The sequence below is a fragment of the Olivibacter sp. 47 genome, from assembly GCF_030372825.1.
In the GTDB taxonomy this organism is placed as follows: Bacteria; Bacteroidota; Bacteroidia; order Sphingobacteriales; family Sphingobacteriaceae; genus Olivibacter; species Olivibacter oleidegradans.
The window spans coordinates 2006109-2026718 of the sequence record NZ_JAUCNR010000001.1 but is presented as its reverse complement, the minus strand read 5'-3'; the positions used below and the strand labels follow the sequence as shown (position 1 = coordinate 2026718).

General features: G+C 39.9%; 21 protein-coding genes. 12 read left to right on the top strand and 9 right to left on the bottom strand.

The genetic code is table 11. The annotated features are described in order from the left end of the window. Positions 1–49: 49 nt before the first annotated feature. Positions 50–1942, top strand: coding sequence for an AAA domain-containing protein (locus QT327_RS08800; RefSeq protein WP_130857230.1), 1893 nt, complete (start codon positions 50–52; stop codon positions 1940–1942). 21 nt (positions 1943–1963) lie between these two features. Here QT327_RS08800 and QT327_RS08795 read toward each other — a convergent pair whose 3' ends face one another. Further along, the gene (locus tag QT327_RS08795) at positions 1964–2572 is read right to left on the bottom strand and encodes a DNA-3-methyladenine glycosylase (protein WP_130857229.1); all 609 of its coding nucleotides are present in this window, start codon (positions 2570–2572) and stop codon (positions 1964–1966) included. Between the two features lie 23 nt (positions 2573–2595). On the opposite strand from QT327_RS08795, the gene QT327_RS08790 reads away from it, so the two are divergent. The 4 genes from QT327_RS08790 to QT327_RS08775 all read left to right on the top strand — a co-directional run bounded on the left by QT327_RS08790 (position 2596) and on the right by QT327_RS08775 (position 7937). After that, positions 2596–2940: a hypothetical protein gene (locus QT327_RS08790; protein WP_130857228.1), complete on the top strand. Its 345-nt coding sequence runs from the start codon at positions 2596–2598 to the stop codon at positions 2938–2940. Between the two features lie 107 nt (positions 2941–3047). Next, positions 3048–3950: a hypothetical protein gene (locus QT327_RS08785; protein ID WP_130857227.1), complete on the top strand. Its 903-nt coding sequence runs from the start codon at positions 3048–3050 to the stop codon at positions 3948–3950. 135 nt (positions 3951–4085) lie between these two features. Further along, a complete protein-coding gene (gene ccsB, locus QT327_RS08780) occupies positions 4086–7409 on the top strand; it encodes a c-type cytochrome biogenesis protein CcsB (RefSeq protein ID WP_289552613.1) in 3324 nt (1107 codons plus the stop codon). An 81-nt stretch (positions 7410–7490) separates the two neighbouring features. Next, entirely contained in the window at positions 7491–7937 is a 447-nt protein-coding gene (locus QT327_RS08775; RefSeq protein WP_130857225.1) for a pyridoxamine 5'-phosphate oxidase family protein, read from the top strand. 53 nt (positions 7938–7990) lie between these two features. On the opposite strand, the gene QT327_RS08770 is transcribed toward QT327_RS08775, so the two are convergent. The 7 genes from QT327_RS08770 to ppk2 all read right to left on the bottom strand — a co-directional run bounded on the left by QT327_RS08770 (position 7991) and on the right by ppk2 (position 14649). Next, entirely contained in the window at positions 7991–9013 is a 1023-nt protein-coding gene (locus QT327_RS08770) for an ABC transporter permease (protein WP_289552612.1), read from the bottom strand. After that, positions 8988–9944, bottom strand: coding sequence for an ABC transporter ATP-binding protein (locus QT327_RS08765; protein WP_130857223.1), 957 nt, complete (start codon positions 9942–9944; stop codon positions 8988–8990). Before QT327_RS08765 ends, QT327_RS08770 begins: the two co-directional genes overlap by 26 nt. Before the next feature lie 3 nt (positions 9945–9947). Continuing rightward, positions 9948–11108, bottom strand: a complete 1161-nt coding sequence (locus QT327_RS08760; RefSeq protein ID WP_130857222.1) for a COG1470 family protein — start codon at positions 11106–11108, stop codon at positions 9948–9950. Positions 11109–11310: 202 nt separating this feature from the next. Then, positions 11311–11694 (bottom strand): (deoxy)nucleoside triphosphate pyrophosphohydrolase, encoded by a 384-nt coding sequence (locus QT327_RS08755; RefSeq protein WP_130857221.1) that lies wholly within the window; start codon positions 11692–11694, stop codon positions 11311–11313. Between the two features lie 37 nt (positions 11695–11731). After that, the gene (locus tag QT327_RS08750; protein WP_130857220.1) at positions 11732–12463 is read right to left on the bottom strand and encodes a class I SAM-dependent methyltransferase; all 732 of its coding nucleotides are present in this window, start codon (positions 12461–12463) and stop codon (positions 11732–11734) included. A 179-nt stretch (positions 12464–12642) separates the two neighbouring features. Beyond that, complete coding sequence (locus QT327_RS08745) at positions 12643–13788, bottom strand: FAD-dependent monooxygenase (RefSeq protein WP_130857219.1); 1146 nt, start codon at positions 13786–13788, stop codon at positions 12643–12645. Positions 13789–13827: 39 nt separating this feature from the next. Further along, the gene (gene ppk2 / locus QT327_RS08740; RefSeq protein WP_130857218.1) at positions 13828–14649 is read right to left on the bottom strand and encodes a polyphosphate kinase 2; all 822 of its coding nucleotides are present in this window, start codon (positions 14647–14649) and stop codon (positions 13828–13830) included. Positions 14650–14898: 249 nt separating this feature from the next. Here ppk2 and pxpB point away from each other — a divergent pair, with 249 nt between their 5' ends. The 7 genes from pxpB (at position 14899) to QT327_RS08705 (ending at position 20009) form a co-directional block, all read left to right on the top strand. Beyond that, positions 14899–15549, top strand: a complete 651-nt coding sequence (pxpB, locus tag QT327_RS08735; RefSeq protein ID WP_502910528.1) for a 5-oxoprolinase subunit PxpB — start codon at positions 14899–14901, stop codon at positions 15547–15549. Beyond that, positions 15539–16528: a 5-oxoprolinase subunit C family protein gene (locus QT327_RS08730; protein ID WP_130857216.1), complete on the top strand. Its 990-nt coding sequence runs from the start codon at positions 15539–15541 to the stop codon at positions 16526–16528. The genes pxpB and QT327_RS08730 overlap by 11 nt, the downstream gene beginning before the upstream one ends. A gap of 78 nt (positions 16529–16606) precedes the next feature. After that, on the top strand, positions 16607–17362 hold the full coding sequence (locus QT327_RS08725) for a LamB/YcsF family protein (protein WP_130857215.1): 756 nt from the start codon (positions 16607–16609) through the stop codon (positions 17360–17362). A gap of 200 nt (positions 17363–17562) precedes the next feature. After that, positions 17563–18051 (top strand): hypothetical protein, encoded by a 489-nt coding sequence (locus QT327_RS08720; RefSeq protein ID WP_130857214.1) that lies wholly within the window; start codon positions 17563–17565, stop codon positions 18049–18051. 392 nt (positions 18052–18443) lie between these two features. Then, positions 18444–18938 (top strand): hypothetical protein, encoded by a 495-nt coding sequence (locus QT327_RS08715; protein WP_130857213.1) that lies wholly within the window; start codon positions 18444–18446, stop codon positions 18936–18938. 17 nt (positions 18939–18955) lie between these two features. Continuing rightward, entirely contained in the window at positions 18956–19438 is a 483-nt protein-coding gene (locus tag QT327_RS08710) for a DUF551 domain-containing protein (RefSeq protein ID WP_130857212.1), read from the top strand. A gap of 154 nt (positions 19439–19592) precedes the next feature. After that, the gene (locus QT327_RS08705) at positions 19593–20009 is read left to right on the top strand and encodes a putative signal transducing protein (protein ID WP_130857211.1); all 417 of its coding nucleotides are present in this window, start codon (positions 19593–19595) and stop codon (positions 20007–20009) included. Positions 20010–20011: 2 nt separating this feature from the next. Here QT327_RS08705 and QT327_RS08700 read toward each other — a convergent pair whose 3' ends face one another. Then, on the bottom strand, positions 20012–20551 hold the full coding sequence (locus QT327_RS08700; protein WP_130857210.1) for an SRPBCC family protein: 540 nt from the start codon (positions 20549–20551) through the stop codon (positions 20012–20014). Positions 20552–20610 lie beyond the last annotated feature (59 nt).

Below are 20610 nucleotides of genomic sequence, written 5' to 3'. Positions count from 1 at the left end.
GTCCTTATAACAAAAAAAATTTAATTAAAATGCTTCTTATCTTTGCCGCATGGATTATTTTGGCAATTTGTTAGCGTTATTAAAATTAGAACAAATAGAAGATAGGAATTCCTTTCAAACCTCGCTAACTACCCTGTCCATTACACAGCGAAAAAAAAATGGGAACACCTGGTTTCCTATACATATAAAAAAAATAACTATCGAAAGAGGCGACTACATCGCTCTGGAAATTGAACGTTCAAACGATCAAGAAACAATACATCATTTTAAATCCGGGGCGTCAGTTGCTCTTTTCTCTAATCTTGATTCGGTTAATCACCGCATTGTGGGACAAGTGTCCTACCTTGTTGAAAACAAAATGAAAGTTATGCTGCATCTTGATGAGCTTCCCGACTGGATTCACAATGGTAAACTTGGCATCGATTTATTATTTGATGAGTATAGCTATAAGCAAATGCAAAATGCGCTGCTAGAAGCTTCGAAATCAAATAAAAATCCTCTTATTCAAGTGTTAATAGGAGAAAGGCAACCTGTATTCTTTTCTTCTGCTACCCCTATTTCATTAGATAGGTTGAATGCCAATCAGCAGCTAGCCATCGAAAAAATTCGATCTGCGAATGATATAGCCATCATTCATGGTCCCCCGGGCACCGGCAAAACTACAACCATCATCGAAGCTTGCAAGGTTTTACTGAAAGAAAGAAACTGTCAGTTACTGGTGGTTGCACCGAGCAACACTGCAGTAGATCTTCTTACAGATCAACTTCTCAAAGCACAAATCAATGTTACACGAATCGGAAGCCCCTCTCGTGTAACACCTGAGTTACTACATGCGACATTAGATGAGCAGATCAGCCAAACTTCGTCAATAAAAGAAGTAAAAAAAATCAGAAAGCGAGCAAATCAATTTCGTGAAATGGCACGAAAGTATAAACGTAACTTTGGCAAAGAAGAGCGAATCCAGCGACAAACATTATTTGCCGAAGCAGCAAAGCTTATAAAGGAAGCCGATGCTTTAGAGCAGTATGCCACAGAGTCTGTCATCAAAAATGCGCAGGTAATTACAGCAACATTGGTGGGAGCCGGCCATTACTCAATAAAAAACATTTGCTTTGAGGCAGTCATAATCGATGAAGCCGCACAGGCTCTAGAACCCGCATGTTGGATTCCCATATTAAAAGCAAAGAAATTAATATTAGCAGGCGATCATCAGCAGTTGCCTCCAACGATCAAATCCGTTTCTGCCGCTAATCAGGGACTTAAGGAAACATTACTGGAAAAATGCATTCATTTATATCCGCAATCAGGTGTTATGCTTCAGGAACAGTATCGAATGCATACATCCATCATGTCCTTTTCCTCCCAAAAATTTTACCAAAGCTCGCTAATTGCACACAGTTCCGTTGCAAATACCCTGTTGTTTCCTAATGATCAGCCCTTGCAATTTATCGATACGGTGGGCTGTGGGTTTGATGAAAGAGACGATGAAGGTAGCATATACAATTTAGAAGAAGCTTCCTTTGTTTTACATTACCTTTCAATGTTGAGTACATCGCTTAGCCAACATTATTCACCCGAAAATTATCCTCGTATCGCTATTATTTCTCCCTATGCTTCGCAAGTCGATAAGCTCAAAGCGTTATTGGAAGCCAGATCTCTTTCTATATATAAAGATAAAGTTACGATCAATACCATCGACGGCTTTCAAGGTCAAGAAAGAGACATTGTTATTATCAGCCTTACACGAAGTAACCAAGAAAGAAAAATTGGTTTCTTAAGCGATATTAGGCGCATGAATGTCGCGATGACAAGGGCAAAAAAGAAATTAGTGATGGTAGGTGATAGCCTTACCCTATCAAAGCTACCTTTCTATGCCGATTTAATTACCTATTCAGAAAAAGAACATGCTTACTACAGCGCTTGGGAATATTTGAACAATTAACATAGCAGGCTTGCTATGTTTTCACTTTCGACTTACAAAACGATTTCCCTTTATATAATAGCGCCAGGGCAATAAAGCATCTTCCTTTGCATATTCTACACCAATCCTTGTCGAAACAACAATATCTTGCTCATCCAACGAGATCCCAACGTCCTCTATCCAAATATCGTCACCGGATAAGCTTTTTCCGTTGAAATTTCCTGCAATGCCTAAAGCTTGCGTCAGCGTTCCCGGGCCTGCAGAAAGCCGTGGAGTCAGTACCTCCATATTACGTCTCTTTAACATATAATCGAGCCCCACAATTGGCTCAATACCTCTCACTAAAACAGCTTGTGGAACATCGATTGGACCGGTTACAACATTAAAGAGATAATGGATCCCATAACAAAGATATACATACGATACCCCTCCCTCCCCATACATTACTTTTGTTCTTTCGGTAAAACGTCTGCCATAAGCATGGGAGGCCTTATCTGTTATACCATTATAGGCTTCTGTCTCTACGATAATCCCACCGGTTACAAGGCCATTAATATTAGTGTAGATAACCTTTCCCAAGAGTTGCTGCGCAACCCACTGCACGTCGTCTTGCAGATAAAAATATTTTGGTAATTGCTTATTGTTCTTCACCCAAAGTCAATATCGATCGAAAAATGGAAGATAAAATTATACATTTGTCCGCGCGTTACCAAATTTTGATTTCTATGCAGAGCAGAGCTTTTTTATTTCACTCCATTATACGAGCTAGTCTGGCGATCCTATTATTGATAGTTATTAGTTTCACCTTTTTCAGTTGCGAAAAAGATAATTACAATCCTGAAAACTATTGGCCCCAGGTAGGGCACCGAATAGATATGGTTGAGCGATATTGGGGACCACCCGACGATCGGGATTCATATTACAATGGGGATGTATTTATTGTATCCTACTATTATTACAACGAAGGCATTTTCATCGAGTTTTTTCAGGATCGGGTTGATTTTATTGGCGACCTATAGTATTAATACGCGCATACAACTTGCTAAACATTAGTTTGCTATCCACTTTTTGTTATATTTTTTGTAGCTTGCCCTCTAAATATTCCGCTCATCATTGAGTATATACGATGAAATTCAGGGAGTTAATCCGACAGGAACAAGATATCGCCTTTGTAATCGGCAACGGCATCAATCGATATCCTAACAATCCAAAAGCGTTATCTTGGGAGGAATTACTTCTTAAGCTATGGCATAAGTTTTCTCCAGACGTCTTTAACTTCGTCCCGAAAGGCATTACAACCACCGAATTTTATGATTTGCTAGACTTAGCTAGCATAGAAACCGCTAACAGCCCATTTCAAATTCAGAAAGAAGTAAGTCGTCTACTGAGCGGTTGGCAGCCGTTCGATCATCATGTTTCATTCGTACAGTGGGCCAGGCAGCATGAAGCACCTATTCTTACCACCAATTTTGATCTTACATTATCTTCACTGCCCTTCATGCAGCAATACCGTTTTAAAACGACGTCTTTCACTGACTTTTATCCTTGGTCAACCTATTTCTCGGATCACGAGTTAAAAGATCCGTTGAAAGGTTTCGGAATATGGTTTATTAATGGACTTGTCAGCTACCATAGAAGCATTCGTCTAGGTCTTTCTCATTATATGGGATCCATTGAAAAAGCAAGAAATTACATCTATAAAAGTCGCACAGGCAGTCTCTTTAACAATAACAGTCAAAAGATTTGGAGTGGAGGTAATACATGGCTCCAAGTCTTCTTTAATAAGCAGTTATGTATTTTCGGTTTAGGGTTGGAAGAAAATGAAATTTTCATCCGATGGCTTTTAATAGAACGCGCAAAATACTACCGAAAATTTCCCGGCAGAAGAAAAAAGGCCTGGTATATTGCTCCTAAAAACGAAAAACCGGACGACCGAAATCTTGGTAAGATTCAATTTTTACGAGGAATCGGTATCAACTTGATTGAAACCAACAACTATGGAGAAATTTATAACGAGCCATGGCTCTAGGCCAATCACTATTCTTTTTTTACAAAAAAATTATATTGGTTTTACTTTTCTCCCTCTAAAAAGCAAGATATTTGCCGCAAATCCCCATAAGGAATTATTTTTTAGTGTCTGCTACTCACCTATAAATATTTGTTAATGAATTTCGTCGGAAAGATACTTTTCTCTACCCGAACCATGGGTTTTATGTTGTTGTTATACGCTTTCTCGATGGCGGTAGCTACATTTGTCGAAAATGATTACGGCACGCCTGTGGCAAAAGCCCTCATTTACAACAGTTGGTGGTTCGAGTTGATTATGGTCATACTCGTGCTTAATTTCATCGGAAACATAAAACGCTATCAATTAATCCAGCGGAAAAAGTGGCCATTATTAGTTTTCCACCTGGCATTCATATTAATCTTCGTCGGCGGAGCGATTACCCGTTATATCAGCTTTGAAGGTTCTATGCATATCCGTGAGGGGGAGTCCAATAATGAAATTATTTCCGATGCTTCATTTTTTAAGGTACAAATTACAAATGGTGAAGAAGCCTTAGCCTATAAAGATGTACCGGTCATTCTAACATCTCGTCAGGTTCCCTTTTACTTAAAGCCTTTTCAAAAGGAATATGCTGCAGAGTACGATTTTATGGGACAACGTTTAAAAATGCGTGTCTTGGATTACATACCGAGAGCCCAAGATTCGCTGGTAGCGTCGTCAACAGGCAAGAACATACTACATCTCGTGACCTTGATCGAAGGTAAAAGAGAGAACAAATATATCCCTTCGGGTAGTGTACAACTGATCCAGAATATGCTAGTCAGTTATAACAAGGAAACACCGGGGGCAGTAAACATTCAAGAAGAAGCTGGAAATCTAGTTATCAATTCGCCGGTAGGTGGTGGCTATATGATTATGGCGTCACAGGAAAAGGGTGAACTCCAAGCAGAACGGAAACAACCTTTTCATCTTCGTAGTTTGTACACGCTAGGAAGTTTAACTTTTGTTATACCTCAAGCACCATCCAAAGGTGAGATTATTCATTTTGAGGGCGATAAGCGTACGCATGAAAACGAGGCTGACCTGGTTAAACTGGAACTCTCAACCAATAATGCCACCGATACCGTATCATTTTATGGAGGAAAAGGTATCACCAGTTTTCAACATCAGTCAGAAATAGGTGGTCTAACCGTGTCCATAGGCTACGGCTCAAAAATATATTACACACCCTTTGAACTTAAACTTCGCAAATTCAAAATGGAAAAATACCCCGGAAGTAATAGTCCTGCCTCCTATTCCTCCGATTTAGCAATTGTAGAAAAACAGTCAGAGACACCATATACCATCTATATGAACCATGTGTTGGATCACCAAGGTTACCGTTTCTTTCAATCAAGTTTTGACCCGGACGAAAAAGGCACCGTTTTGTCAGTTAATCATGATTTTTGGGGCACTACCACCACCTATATAGGTTACACATTTCTATTTCTAGCCATGTTTGTTACTTTGTTTTGGAAGGGAACTCGCTTCTCTAAGCTAAATGAGCAGTTAAGCGCTTTATCGAAGCAAAAGGCGTCGCTTTTACTCCTTTTGTTTATGCCATTTGGCGCAAGTTATGCACAGGAAATAGACATGCATGGTCCGTCCAGGGGAGATCAGCTATTGAAAAGCGACGAACAGGGGCATCAACATCAGCATAACCATGTACATACGCATGATTCGGCTGTCCAATCAGAAAACCGGCCCGATCTTTCAATGCCTGTACCTAGCAAAATACAAGACCCTGCTCAATTCGCAGCGTCAGTAAAACTAAGCAAATCACATGCAGCTAATTTCGGAAGCCTTCTAGTACAAAATTTTGACGGAAGAATAGAACCCATCAATACCTTGGCACTGGAAATCTTGCGGAAACTTCATCACAAAGATCAGTTTTACGAATTAGATGCCAATCAATTCCTTTTGTCTGTATCAACACAACCTTTTGATTGGGCACAAGTCCCGTTAATTAAAGTAAATGCAAAAGGTGGGCCGGAGCTGTTAAATCGTGTAAAAGCGGACCCTAAGGGGTATACATCGCTACTTAACTTAATCACGCTCAAGGATAATAAAGCGACCTTCATTCTAGAAGATGAATACCAACAAGCATTCGCGAAAAAGCCTGCTGATCAAAACAGCTATGACAAAGAGCTTATTGAACTGAATGATAAATTACAGGTTATGCAGTATCTGATCAGTGGGCAATATCTACGGGTGTTACCTATCCCGAATGATCCAAACAATACTTGGGTTGCTTGGGGTAGTGAACATGCAAATCATAATACCGATGTTAAAAATCCTTTCGCCGCCTATCTTAAAGAAGTCATCTATACACAAACCACACAAAATTGGCAGCAAGCCGATCAACAGTTAGAAAAATTAAAGTCGTTGCAAAAAGAAATAGGCAAAGAAATTATTCCATCGGAAGCAAAAATTAACTGGGAAATCCGATACAATTCATGGAATATCTTCTTTAAGCTTATGATTGCTTACGCCTTATTGGGAAGTCTAATTCTTGCGTTAGCCTTTGTTAAGCTTTTCTCGGAGGCCAGATTTGTGAGTCGATTAATTTCTTTTCTACTCGTCGTTGTAACAATTGCGGCCAGTTTACAGGCACTTGGTCTAGGCATCCGATGGTACATCTCCGGTCATGAGCCCTGGAGTAATGGCTACGAGGCGGTTATGTTTATTAGTTGGATTGGGATACTTTCCGGCCTTATCTTATATCGCAATAGTAATGCCTTTATCCCGGCAGCGGGATGTCTTATAGCTGTGATATTAATGGGCTTTGCACACGGCGGTTCACAGATGAATCCTCAGATTACACCATTAGTACCCGTTCTAAAATCCTATTGGCTAATGATACATGTCGCTATCATTACTTCCAGTTATGGATTTTTCGGCCTAAGCGCGCTAATTGGTCTTGTGACGCTCATTTTGCATATTATAAAAAACAAAAAAATAGCTTTGAAGGTCAGTGCATCTCTAAATGAACTAACAATTGTAAACGAAATGTCCCTCACTGTCGGACTGTTCTTATTAACTATAGGCACATTCCTGGGCGGCATATGGGCAAATGAAAGTTGGGGCCGCTATTGGAGCTGGGACCCGAAGGAAACTTGGGCTTTTATTTCCATTATATTATATGCTTTTGTTTTGCATGTTCGTTTAATTCCTGGATTGAAAAGTAAATTTTTGTTTAATTTGCTCTCTTTGCTAAGCTTTTCGAGCGTGATCATGACCTATTTTGGGGTTAACTATTACCTTTCGGGCTTACATTCGTATGCAAAAGGAGATCCCGTTCCCATCCCATCGTGGGTATACATCACGGTAACATCAATTTTTGCGATTGCCTTCATTTCTTATTTTCGATATAAACAATTTGGAAAAAGCAGCAACGAAAGCCACCCTGTTGGAAGGAAAACGGCGTTTGAACGTGCCTGACAAGAGCAATATCACATGTCGTATTTAGTTGTTATAACGTTAGTTGGTCTCTTTATTGTTAAAAATAGTTAGCTTTACCGTATGCTTACAGATGAAATAAAACGCTATATTGATAAAAGCGTCCTATGTTGGCTTGCCACGGCTTCACGAGAAGGAGTTCCTAATGTTTCCCCGAAAGAGATCTTTACTCATTATGGGCAAAACCTGCTAATTGCTGATATTGCATCTCCCCAATCTATTAAAAACATTATGGAAAACGATAATGTCTGCATCAGCTTTATTGACATTTTGATACAGAAGGGATGGCAATTAAAGGGAAAGGCCACAATTATTGATTCAGGTCATCTACATTTTAATTTGTTGCTGCAACCCTTAACTCAAATGACCAAAGGAAAGTTCCCAATAAACAATATTATCTCTGTCCAAATAGAAAAGACTAAGCCGATATTCGCTCCCAGCTACATCCTATATCCTGGCACAACAGAGGAAGAGCAAATAAAAAGCGCCATAAAAGCATACAAGCTTTAAAATTCAACCTTGAGAAGAAATAATACAAGGGTATTCATTTTCTCTATCTGGCATTAGCGCGATCTTATTTCCCTTCTCATAAATAAATAATAGGAACCTGCAAAACATAATATAGTGACAGCTACTAAACCGGTAAGTTGTGGCCACACAATGGCGAGGCTTTCACCGATCGGCAAGGGACTTGGTATTGCACCGTAAACCTGTTCCATTGTTAATGGACCCAAACTCCGAACAGAAGGCATCAAAAGCGTCGTTGTTGCATCGCTGTAGAGTTGGCTAGGTACTATGCGCAGTAAATCGCTGATCAGCTTTTGATAGCTTAGGCTTTGATAAGTGTCGGCTGCCGCGGTAGGTATAATTGCCTTAGCGATAAGACTAATAATTATTTGATAAAAAACAGTGAAGAATAACCAAACGGCAATGGCGGTCAATGCAGATGTTGCAGCTTGTCTAAATCGTATGGAAAAAAATATGGCCAGATTTAGCCAAAAAGCCACATAAAGTATACTGAGAAAAAGAAAAAGAAAGATTCTGAGGAGTTCCTGAGGAGTTGGCGGAATACCAATAATAATGATCCCTAAGCCCATAACTCCCAGACCCAATGCAAAAAAAAGTGTACTGATTACGATCAAAGCCCCTGCAAACTTCGCGTTAATTAGATAATCGCGATGAATCGGCTGGGCCATAACTCGACTCAAAGTGCCGGCATTCTGTTCAGAATTAATGGCATCAAAACCCAGACTAATCCCCAAAAGAGGGCCCAAAAAACCAACAAATACATGAAAGGGAGGTAAAGATCCATCAGAAAGTGTGAACAATTTTAAAAACAGAAAGGCGCTTTCCGGGTCACCCGGTTTAGCAACAGCCTTACTGATACCGCTCATAGATGTATATAACGAACTAACACAGGTTAATAGAATAAGCGAAAGTAAAATGATAAAGCGCCAACTTCTAATATGGTCACTGACCTCTTTGGCTACCAAAACTCTGAAAGGGTGAGCAGGTCTTCTCTCTTCCCGATTCGGAGAAATAAGGTTCAAATTCAATAATTTATACATACTTCTGTTCTCCTTCAAAATAACGCTGATAAATTTCGTCTAAACCATATTGTCGCTGATACAAGTGTGTCAGATCAATATCTGAACGGACAATTGTACGTGCTATAGCAGCTGTTTTATCCGTTGAGCACCCAATCAATAATCGATTTTGCTCATACTTAACGCTATTAATTCCATCGATCTTCCCCAGGTCGTTCATCAATTGATGTGGTTTTTCCAACTCGTGCCAAGCGATACCTGCCTCTACCGTAAACACTTCGCTACTAAAAAGTTGTTTTGAAAGTTCGGGTATAGTGCCATTGGCAATCAATTTGCCATTAACAAAGATCCCTACCCGATCACATACCTGTTGTACTTGATGTAAGTGATGAGATGAGAGCAAAACAGTAAGTCCCTGTTCTCTACTTAACTGAACAATCAAGTCTAAAAATGCTTTGACACCACTCGGATCAATACCGAGTGTCGGTTCATCCAAAATAATTACTTCCGGTCTTTTAATCAAAACATCTGCCAAGCCAAGTCGCTGACGCATTCCTCTAGAGTAAGTTCCAACTTTTTTATTAGCCGCATCTATCAACCCTACTCGATTCAACAGATCTAAAGCTCTGTCTCTTGCTTCAGTCCACGTTGCGCGATTAAGTTTAGCGGTGAAAATCAGATTCTCCAATCCGGTTTGATTATCATAAAACCCGACATTATCCGGTAGATAACCGACTCGTCTTTTTACTTCAATGGGATTGACAGTGGAATCGATATTGCAAACTTTAATCGTTCCTGTCTTTGGCTCAGTCAGTCCCAGCATCATTAAAATTGTCGTCGACTTACCGGCACCATTTGGTCCTAAAAGGCCATATATTTCTCCCTTTCGAACCGCGAGATCCAAGTTATCAACGGCCTTCAATGAACCGTAACATTTTGTAACACCTTTTAATTCGATAACTTCTTCCACCGCCTATCTCCTTCCGTACTTACGAATTAGGTAATATACACAAGCAATAGCCGCTAAAATGATCATAATGCCCAACCATCCCCACAGTAAAGAAGTTTCGACGGATATACGAAACGAGGCTTTCGAAGATATCTCCGGTGTTTTTGCTTCCAATTCCGTCACATAATCACCCGCAATGGCCTTCTTATCCGCTTTAATCGTTGCGAAGACGTCTACGGTTGCCCCAGGTCTTAGCAAAGGAATTTTTGCGGGTTCGAAAACGACATCCCAGTTTGCCGGAGCAGAAAACTTCATTTCGACATTTTTTAAATCAGCCGAACCGCTGTTTTTTAGTGCGAGCTGCACCCTTTTACTTTCACCGGCTGTAACATCGGTGCTTAGTAAGCCGGTCGGTGTGGTCAGTTCCATTTTATAAGATCCCTTGATCACTACTTCGAATTCCAAATTAGCTGATGTATTCGCTGTAGTCGCCAAAACAGGCACTTTGTAGGAACCTGCCTTCGTTTCATCAGGCGGATCTATTTCAACCGTAATGTTTTGGGTTTGGTTAGCTACCATATCTACCGAAGAAACCTGTTTGCCATTCGCCTTAAAGGACACATTCCATCCCGGAAGTGCTTGCGCCGTTAAGGCATAAACTTGATTATCTGCGGTTTGATTTCTTAAGGTCGCATTAAAGGTAAACATTGAATTGGCTGCCCCCTCCATATTTCTTTGATCAGACGAAAACCCGGTCTTATAGCCTCCCTGCTCCGATACCAGCACAGTCAATGGCAAAGAAGCATATCCTTTAGCTTGCACCCGAAATTGGAAAGCGCCTTTGTTAACCTTCACCGGAACATTAACCTTTAAGTTAAAGCTTTTCTTTTCCTTCGGAAGAACAGAAAGTTGCGCCACATCCCAATTGCCGGATTTCAGTTCATAGCTCCAATCTTTTGGCAAGCCGACAACTGAAATATCACTGGTTTTTATTGCATTGCTGTTGTTAATTAAATCAATCGAATAATCGATCGATTCTCCGGGTGGTACTGAAATTTTCGGATACGGCGTATACAATGAAAGACCTTGGGCCAGGCAATTTTCATAAAAACTATAAGGCAATAGCCCCAACAGGAAAAATAAAATGGTAAAAAATGAATACAATCGTTTTGCACGCGCTAACATAAAAAAAAATTTATAATTTTTAACACTAACAGTACAAAGTGGTTAGGCTTTCAAATCGTGGGCTCCGAGCTAGACCAACCATTTAGCCGAGCTTGCCAAATGAGTCAGATTTGAAATGCGGCAGCTAATTTATTAAAAAGATACATTTTTCATAAATTGAAATAAAAAAATTATAATGCTGAAGAAAATAGTACCAATGACACTACAAATATTGCAAGATGGGCTGATCAGCAGCCGCCCAAGCTAACGTCTTTAGTTTTTCTTTTGGTAACCATATTGCATGCAGGTGTTCCACCAATGTAACCTCACGTGAAGTTGAATTACAGTGAAAAGCAGTTAGTGTGATCATAAAATCGGGATATTGATGATTAACAACAGCTATTTTTCTATTTACCGTAATACATAATGCCAACTCCTCATCTATTTCTCTAATCAGCGCATCTTCGTCCCGCTCACCGCGCTCTACTTTTCCACCGGGAAATTCATATTTATAGCTTAGATAAGGGTAATTGTGTTCACCTTTTTGCGTGCAAAGAATAGCTCCTTTATGCTCTATGACCGCCGCAACAACTTTATAATGTTTCATCTCCCTATTTCAACCATTGTAAAAACTTAAGGCATTTTTATTTAGACACCGAAAATAAAAGAAAAATCGGACGCCTCAATTCGTGAACCATATCTGGATAATTTTTTAACACGGATACTGATGGTTTTGGTTCGCAAAGTCTATTAATTGTAAAACCAGCATCCAATAAATTTGATAAATAGGTCTCAACAGTCCGATGGTATTTTATAACATCTTCATTTAAAAACCTAGTCTTCCTGAGCCCTTCACTAAAGTAATGATCGATGGGCCAGTGCATCCGATTTTTCTGCTCATCGTAAAACCAATCTTGAGAAGCCATGGCAGTAAAAACAGGATGTTCGACAGAGAAAACAAAAGTACCGCTAGGTACTAAACAATGATAAACATGCTCGCAAACCTGTTGAAAATCGCTCACATAATGAAGTGCGAGCGAACTAATGACGACATCAAAGGTAGCCTCGCTAAATGTTATGTCCTCAATGGCTACGCACTCGTATTGGATATTCTGATCTTGCGTCAGTTCTTTCGCTTTTTCCAGCATTTTCTTAGACAGATCTATTCCGGTGACCCGCTTCGCTTTCTGTTCCATTGCATAGCGGCAGTGCCATCCATAACCACAACCTAAGTCTAGCACAGTTTTGTCAGCCAAATCCGGCAACAAGGCTCGGAAAGCAGGCCACTCACCCGCAGCTTCAAGACCGGCTGTAGAACGTGGCATCAAACCGTAGCTCGCAAAGAAGTTAGGATCATCATACTTATTTTCTTTCATGGTAAATCGTCCGTATTGTAAAAGTAAAAATGAGCGCTTATGTTTGCAATTATAACCATTCTAAAATACATTTATGCGATTTAAGATATTAGACAAAATGCAAGCGATCGCATCCGCTCAGCTAAAAGCTGACATTTGAGTTAAGAGGAAAGCGTTGTAATAATTTTGTCAAGCGCTTTTTAGAAATCAACTTTGAATAACCAGGCAATCTGCTTTTTTGTAACAATCTTAGGCACAGACCGTAATATACCATTACGAAACCTACACCAAAATGGGCTTTCCCAATGCGCCATCCAGCCAAGTAGCCTCGATTGCCATATGATGCGTTTAGTTCTTTTAACTCTTCGTTTTTCATATTGCTTAAGTGCTGTGGCGAGGTCGCTTTGCGTGGCAAGACACTGGGCTAAAACCACCGCGTCCTCAATCGCCTGACAGGCGCCCTGCCCCATATTAGGCGTTGTGGCATGTGCTGCGTCCCCCACAAGAACGATATTATCCTCGTAGACGAAATGCTGAAGCGGCTTAATATCAAATACATCACTCCAAATAAGTTGTTCCGGAGCTGTACTGCGAATAATTTCAGCTATTGGAGTATGCGCGTTTAAAAAACTGTCTGCCAAATCTTTGGGCTTCATTTCTCTCATGCAAGAATCGTTTTCTTTCGCATTCATACAGCAATACCAATAAATACGATTGTGAGACAAAGGAGACATACCAACTCTTCCCGCAGCCGTCCAGGTTTCCACAGATGCCATTTCATTTAAGGGGATGTTCGGATTTTCAATAACCGCACGCCAACAGGTATAACCTGCATATCTCGGCTTACTATCAGGTATAAGCTGTTGCCTTACGACTGAGCGGATACCATCTGCTGCGATCAACAGGTTGGTAACCGAGCTAGAACCGTCCGAGAAACAAAGAATGAGGTTTTCCTTTTTCCTCCTGAACGAAAGCAATTCTCTATTTAAATGTAATGAGTTGGGCAACAATCTACTTAAAAGCACTTCATGCAACTCCGAACGGTGAATCACCAAGTTTGCATTTGCAAAATCGGGTCCTAATAATTCCGTATCCTGATTACTTATAATTTTCCCGTCAGCATCAAGCATACGAAGGGAAGTGACCTGATGTCCTTTCTCAAAAACAGCCTGTTCTATTCCCAATCTTTTCAATCCCAATATGGCATTGGCTGCAAGTCCTATACCAGCTCCAACAGGCTTAATCACTGGCGCAGCTTCATAAATACTAACATCCAAGCCTAGGTTTTGCAGTGCCACGGCTGTGCATAAGCCGCCAATTCCTGCTCCTACAATAGCAACCCTCATTATACACCAAAGGTACTGAATGACTAGAATAAAAATTGCCTAACCATGAATCTTTATTAGTTTCTCGTCTACCTTTAAGTCTTGTTTACTCGTAAAACCTGTCACATTTGAAAGGACGTATTTAATAACCTCCAATCGGGCCTGCTTTTTATCATCCGTAACTACTTCGACCCAAGGGGATTTCTTGCTACCGGATCGTTTCAACATTTTATTTATATAATGGGTATAATCATCCCACTTTTCTTGTGCCTTTTCATCCAGATCCCCAACCTTCCATTGTTTCATCGGATCCTTTTGTCTATCTTCCAGTCGCTCCAGTTGCTCGTTCTTTGAAATCGTAAGAAAAATTTTCATCATAATGATTCCATCATCGATGAGTAGGTGTTCCAACGAATTTACTTGTTCCATAAACGAGGTGTATTGTAAGTCAGAGCAAAAACCAAATACAGGTTCCACAACAGCTCGATTATACCAGCTACGATCAAAAAACACGATTTCTCCGCTGGTTGGCAACTGTTTTATGTATCGTTGGAAATACCATTGACCTTTCTCCTCTTCTGTCGGTTTTGGAAGTGCAACTACACGTATTTTTTTCGGATTCAGTTTAGCGATCATTCTGCTGATTGTTCCTCCTTTTCCTGCCGCATCTCGTCCTTCAAAAATTAGCAGTAATCGTTTTTTATTTTCGATAACATATTGCTGCAAGCGAAGCAACTCAAACTGTAAAGCAGAAAGTTCTTTTTCGTAGGCGAGTTGCTTCCTGAACTTCTTCTCCTTGATGATATCGTTTGCGACTAGAAAATCCAGTATTTCCTCGCTTTTATTGATTCTTTCTAAATCACTAAGATCAAATTCGGCCATAATTTATTGCGGTAGTTTATGTTAGCTGTTATTCGTTCTGTTATCAATAAGTTTTAACAAAACGATTCTTGCTAATATACATTTTCTTCTTTATAAATTTGGTTTAGTACCTTCGCTTGAGCGATGAATTAAAAACTTACACATGAGAGTACCATTGGCAGGCCCGGCCATTCATCTACACCTTCTTTCAATATTCATTTTTTATCAGAAAGTGCCGTTACCATTGAGTTTGGGCAAGAAATTGATGAAATGACCTTTAACCGAGTTCACCAATTCGATGAGCTAGTAAATCGTTTACCATTCGAAGGTTTTATTGCCACCGTCCCCGCCTATACTTCATTAGCTATTTTCTATGATACCATACAGGTTGTCCAAGCAAAACAGCTTTACGGCCTGAATAGTTTCGAACGAATTTCCAATTACTTAATTGAGTTGCAGCAACAGGCAATTCCGATAAATGAAATAAAAAAGGAACCTATTCATTTACCCATATGTTATGAGGAAGAACTTGGACCGGACTTAGCATATGTAGCTTCGTATCACAATATATCGACTCAGGAGCTTATCAAGTTACATAGTAGTACAACTTATAAGGTTTATATGATCGGCTTTGTTCCCGGCTTCGCTTATTTAGGCGGCACCCCCTCACTATTGGAAACACCAAGAAAGAAGATTCCGCGCAAGCAAGTACCGGCAGGCTCAGTCGGCATAGCAGGGAAGCAGACGGGCATCTATCCTCTGGAAATTTCCGGAGGTTGGCAAATCATTGGTTGCACCCCCCTGCGTCTCTTCGATATTAACCGATCTTCCCCGAGCCTATTGCGAGCCGGCGACGAGGTTATTTTCGATACAATTGATTTACGCGAATTTAAACGCCTGAGGAGAAGCAATGAAAGTTAAGATTTTAAAACCCGGCATACTCAGCACTGTACAAGATTTGGGGAGAAACTTTTATCGTGCCCAAGGAATTCCCTCTGCCGGAGCGATGGACTCACTTTCTATGCGGCTAGCAAATCTTAGCTTAGCTAATGCGATTGACGCGGCTGTGATAGAAATAACGTACGCGGATGTATTGTTAGAAGCCGAAACCGATCTTTTAATCGCATATTCCGGCGGGGGGGCCATTCTTTATGCTTCGGATCAAGTTTTACCTGATAATCGCCCTCTTTTTGTCCCAGCCGGACAAAATTTAGCATTTCGACATCACAGTTCGGGTTCAAGGACCTACTTAGCCATCGCGGGAGGTTGGGATGTTCCGATTGTTTTGGGAAGCAAAAGCACTTATATAACCGGCAGATTCGGAGGCTTGATGGGACGTGCTTTAAAAAAGCAAGATTCGCTTAAAAACGCAAACAACTTAACTACATCGACTTTGCGCCTATTATCGCACTTAAAAAGTACGAAAATCAGTTTTCCTAACTGGAGCATTGATAAAGAGCACTTTATGCCGCTTGACAAAAGAATGATCAGGATTGTTCCGGGCAAAGAGTTTACTTGGTTTCGAGCCGATTCTTTGCTAAATTTTTTGTCCGCTAGTTATACCTTGAGTCGTGATTGCAACCGCATGGGATATCGCTTTGAAGGGCCTTTATTGCAGCGTTCCAGCCAAATTGAACTACTTTCCACAGCGGTTGCACCAGGCACTGTACAGGTAACACACGACGGCTCCCTCGTTCTATTAATGTCAGACGGGCAAACAACGGGTGGCTACCCGCGTATTGCACAGATAGCACAAGTTGATTTACCACTTTGCGGACAATTAAAGCCCGGAGATTCTATTCAGTTTTCGGCCATTAGTCGTATAGAAGCTGAAAAGCTATACATGAATAGAGAAAACGAACTTAAAAAGCTTGCTGTTGCGCTAAATATGATCATTTAGAAACACAAACTAAAATCAATATGTCTATTTCGTAAATTGCCGAGATCTACAATATTTAACACGTGAAGGAAACTATATATGTATTATATTGATATCAATTGTGATGTTGGAGAGAGTTTTGGTGCTTATACACTCCCGGAACAGGATATGCTATTCGATTATATCAGCTCGGCGAACATTGCCTGTGGGTTTCATGCCGGTGATCCAGATGTAATGCAGCGTACGGTAGCAAGAGCAGTCGAAAAACGTGTAGCAATAGGGGCACATCCTGGCTTCAACGATGTACAGGGCTTTGGAAGACGAGAAATTCACATGAGTCCGAAGGAAATATACAATATGGTGCTTTATCAGATTGGCGCTCTTTATGGATTTGTAAAAACCGCTGGGGGAAAATTACATCATGTTAAACCACATGGCGCTTTGTATAATATGGCGGCTCGAGATGAAAATTTGGCAACAGCGATTGTACAGGCAGTTTATGATTTTGATAAGCGACTCTATTTATATGGACTGGCTGGTAGCAAACTAATTTTGTCAGCGCACAAAATAGGCCTTCCCGTTGCATCTGAAGTCTTTGCTGATCGAAGCTATCAAGATGATGGTAAACTCACACCCCGAAGTCAAGATGATGCCATTATTGCCGATACAATACAGGCAGTGAAGCGCGCTTTAGTTATGATCACCCAACAACAAGTATTATCAACAAATCAAAGATCTATCGCTATCAAAGCAGATACTTTATGTATACACGGTGATCATGAGAAAGCCCTGCTGCTGGCAAAAACTATTTACAATCAACTGATTCAACAAGGTGTTAAGATCAAAGCGCCCTAACATGAAGCAACCCGTAACAGTTATCTTAACTAGTTTTTGCAAGTTGGTGCGAACACATTCTTTCTCGAATTACATCTTTTAGTTACAAGATGGCTGAAGTTTAGATTACATCCTTTTTATTATCGAGATTTGCTACACTTAAAATACGGTGTAAATAAATCGACGGAAAGTCTAAATCAACATAGTTAATAACTATACTCATGAAATATCAGGAGGTTGCCGAAGCCTTGTATAGCAAAAATCGTAACGAGATTCGACACATTATAAACCATTCACTGGAAGCCAAGCATTTCGAACAAAAAATAAGTTCCATGGTAATCCATACCGGCTTCATTTTCACTTCCAAAAATGATATACAGTCTGTCTTATTGTATGACCTTAGTACAGAACAGGTGATACGACAATCGAACAATGAGCACTTGCCGCAATTAAATGGTTTATTGGTGATCAAGGTAAACACCGGTAATTTCAATATACCGATCCCCTTGTTTTTTTCACACATCAAAAATAACAATGAAGTTTACCGATACCATCATGTTGAGATCAATCGCAAATTGGAAGCTGATTGTATTACTATATATGACAAAGACACAATAATCGCTATCCGTTCGATAACCCTTTTAGATGGTCATTTAGGTACCCTTAAAGAGTATCCTTTGCGAGAAACCTTACGGTTGCATAGCCGTTAGCTACACATCACCATGTTCCGAATTGCCACGCAATTCGAGCAATACCGGCAAACGTACCTTTTCTCGTTGAAAGACTCCATTCAATGTAGGGGTAAAGTGACGCAAGGGTAAATGGGAGCTTGCTGAAACCAGTCAGTGAAAAGGAAAAGAGCGCTTCACATTTTTATAAAAATTTGCAAAAAAATTAGATTTTCAATTAACAACTTTGTGTATCTTTATCGCAATTAATTGCACTTTTTTCATGCTTCAAGAGATATTTACACAGTTCCGCCCGAAGGCATTTCAAAAACCGTTTTATAATAAACGATTGTAGTCGACTCTCCGATTTTTACTGTTCTCTTCAGAACAAGCGATTTATTCTTGGCCTACAACCTATTAATATGCAATTTGAAATGCATAAAGCAATATCATATAAAACATTCTATACTTTAGTACTTATTATCATTCTTATCACCTCTTGTAGAAAGAAGGATAATACGGTGCAACAGAAAATACTTGGTTCTTGGAGAAGTACCAATACGATTACCCAGTTGTATGAAGATGGAGATATGAAAGAATCATATATACATGCCTCCGACGAATATAATGGTAGCATGATGGAATTCCATGCCGATGGAAGTTTTAAGTCGTCCGGCAAATATGCAACAACAGACGCTGATTCTATCACCGTGGTAAGACTTGAAGATCAAAAAGGCCAGTATCAGATAGTAGACAACAAACTTATAACGAAAATAGAAAATATTGACAAAGAAGCGGAAATGACCTTGGAATTTAAGGGAAATGATGTCTTAACCATCATTTCCGGCCCCTTAGCATTACCGGATTTAGATGAATTTAGTCACAACAAATATTTCACTTCAATCGTTACCTATGTAAGAAATAATTAGCATATTTATATCACATTGTGAATGAAAATCTTACTTATATCGTTGTAAAGAAAACGGAGGGGACCTATCTCCGTCGGGCCGATCTCGTTGATCAACATCACCTATATATCGGTAACTTAACGCTAGATGAGGGTGATATAGTGGCTTCAGATCAGGTTATAAAAGTCCTTCAAGCGGAATTAAATACTGAATGGGTAAATGTCGACGCATTCAACCCCTTCCTCCCCCCTTCTTTACCGTATAGAACCCGGTACATTTTTCTTGACAAACGAGATGCAGCATCTAAAGAAATAGCAAAGCCATGGATATCCCTTAGCAAACAGATTCCCGACGAAATGCAGGAATGTCTATTCACCAAATTCGAAAACACGGAACGCACGTCCGTGTCCTCCCCCATCTTACACGGGGTACATGTTAAGAACGGCCTATTTCGTCCATTGCATGCTAAAGCCACCCATCTTTTTAAGCCCACTCATTGGATGCCAATTCCTGGATTTTAGGGCTTTCATAAACGTCATGCTATTCGTCGTATTCCTTTACAGAATTCTATAAAGGCGGTGAGCTTCCACTTCAGTTAAATGCATCACCCACAATAAATTGCTCAAACAACATAACAAATTCCTAAAATCAATTCGCTTTTTCGTATCTTTAAAGATGGATTTTGTAACAGTGAAAGTTTTCGACAATCCTGTAGAAGCTCATTTACTCAAAACAAAGCTTGAAAGTGAGGGCATTCCTTGTTTCCTTCAGGATGAGCATATTGTTTCGCTCAACCCCTTATATAACTATGCTGTTGGAGGAATAAAGCTCGTTATCCATGCTTCCGACGCAGAGGCAGCTTCTTCAATTATCAAGGAAATTGACAACAGGCCTTTATTAACCGAAAACAACAGGCAGCTTGTTTGCCCACAGTGTGGCTCAGTTGAATTATACGCCAATTATAAATCCATGAAGGGAGCCAAAGGGTTTCTGTCCGCCATATTATCTTTCCTAATGGGCGTCTTTCCAATATACTACAGAAATGTTTATAAGTGCAAGGCTTGCGAAAACGAATTTAAAGCAGACATGTAAAACTACTGCTCAAGTACCTGTTTTAAGTTGCTTAGTCCTGTTTCCAAATCATTCCCAATTATTGTTTCCATATCCATGAACAGACACATAAGATTCATTGGATAGGGCATCTTTCCTTTCATACCCCACTTGACTTTCGTTTGTCCATCGCTTACCTGTTCCGTAGTCATATAAACAGGTGAAGTTGATTCGAATGGTTCTTTAAACCGCACTTCAAAATCAATTCGTTCACCTTTTACTATGTTTTTGATTTCCTGCTCCCCCCTACCGACATTGTCTTGTTCGCTTTCCCAACTATAGATAAACCCAGGTGTACCGTCTGTTCCGTGATAACTTTTCTTCATCCCCGGATCCAGTTGATTCCATTTACTATAATTGTCCTGATTTTTCAAATACTTTATATATTCGAAAACTTCTTGTTTCGGTTTGTTAATGACTACTTCCCTTTCTACTGAATATTCCTTTTTAACAAACAAAGCTGTAATGAGTGCAATACCTATGAGCACCAGTACAATAAGTAATAAACCCTTGATAACTTTCATAACGATATTTATAATTGGTAAATAATATCTTTGAAATTCTGATTAAAAATACAACAATT

Coding starts and splice junctions, on each gene's coding strand:
- QT327_RS08760 (WP_130857222.1), bottom strand. CDS start 11,108: ATGTTAGCGCGTGCAAAACGATTGTATTCATTTTTTACCATTTTATTT.
- pxpB (WP_502910528.1), top strand. CDS start 14,899: ATGACCTTTAACCGAGTTCACCAATTCGATGAGCTAGTAAATCGTTTA.
- QT327_RS08700 (WP_130857210.1), bottom strand. CDS start 20,551: ATGAAAGTTATCAAGGGTTTATTACTTATTGTACTGGTGCTCATAGGT.
- ccsB (WP_289552613.1), top strand. CDS start 4,086: ATGAATTTCGTCGGAAAGATACTTTTCTCTACCCGAACCATGGGTTTT.
- QT327_RS08705 (WP_130857211.1), top strand. CDS start 19,593: ATGGATTTTGTAACAGTGAAAGTTTTCGACAATCCTGTAGAAGCTCAT.
- QT327_RS08715 (WP_130857213.1), top strand. CDS start 18,444: ATGCATAAAGCAATATCATATAAAACATTCTATACTTTAGTACTTATT.
- QT327_RS08745 (WP_130857219.1), bottom strand. CDS start 13,788: ATGAGGGTTGCTATTGTAGGAGCAGGAATTGGCGGCTTATGCACAGCC.
- QT327_RS08730 (WP_130857216.1), top strand. CDS start 15,539: ATGAAAGTTAAGATTTTAAAACCCGGCATACTCAGCACTGTACAAGAT.
- QT327_RS08800 (WP_130857230.1), top strand. CDS start 50: ATGGATTATTTTGGCAATTTGTTAGCGTTATTAAAATTAGAACAAATA.
- QT327_RS08725 (WP_130857215.1), top strand. CDS start 16,607: ATGTATTATATTGATATCAATTGTGATGTTGGAGAGAGTTTTGGTGCT.
- QT327_RS08790 (WP_130857228.1), top strand. CDS start 2,596: ATGGAAGATAAAATTATACATTTGTCCGCGCGTTACCAAATTTTGATT.
- QT327_RS08775 (WP_130857225.1), top strand. CDS start 7,491: ATGCTTACAGATGAAATAAAACGCTATATTGATAAAAGCGTCCTATGT.
- QT327_RS08750 (WP_130857220.1), bottom strand. CDS start 12,463: ATGAAAGAAAATAAGTATGATGATCCTAACTTCTTTGCGAGCTACGGT.
- QT327_RS08720 (WP_130857214.1), top strand. CDS start 17,563: ATGAAATATCAGGAGGTTGCCGAAGCCTTGTATAGCAAAAATCGTAAC.
- QT327_RS08785 (WP_130857227.1), top strand. CDS start 3,048: ATGAAATTCAGGGAGTTAATCCGACAGGAACAAGATATCGCCTTTGTA.
- ppk2 (WP_130857218.1), bottom strand. CDS start 14,649: ATGGCCGAATTTGATCTTAGTGATTTAGAAAGAATCAATAAAAGCGAG.
- QT327_RS08755 (WP_130857221.1), bottom strand. CDS start 11,694: ATGAAACATTATAAAGTTGTTGCGGCGGTCATAGAGCATAAAGGAGCT.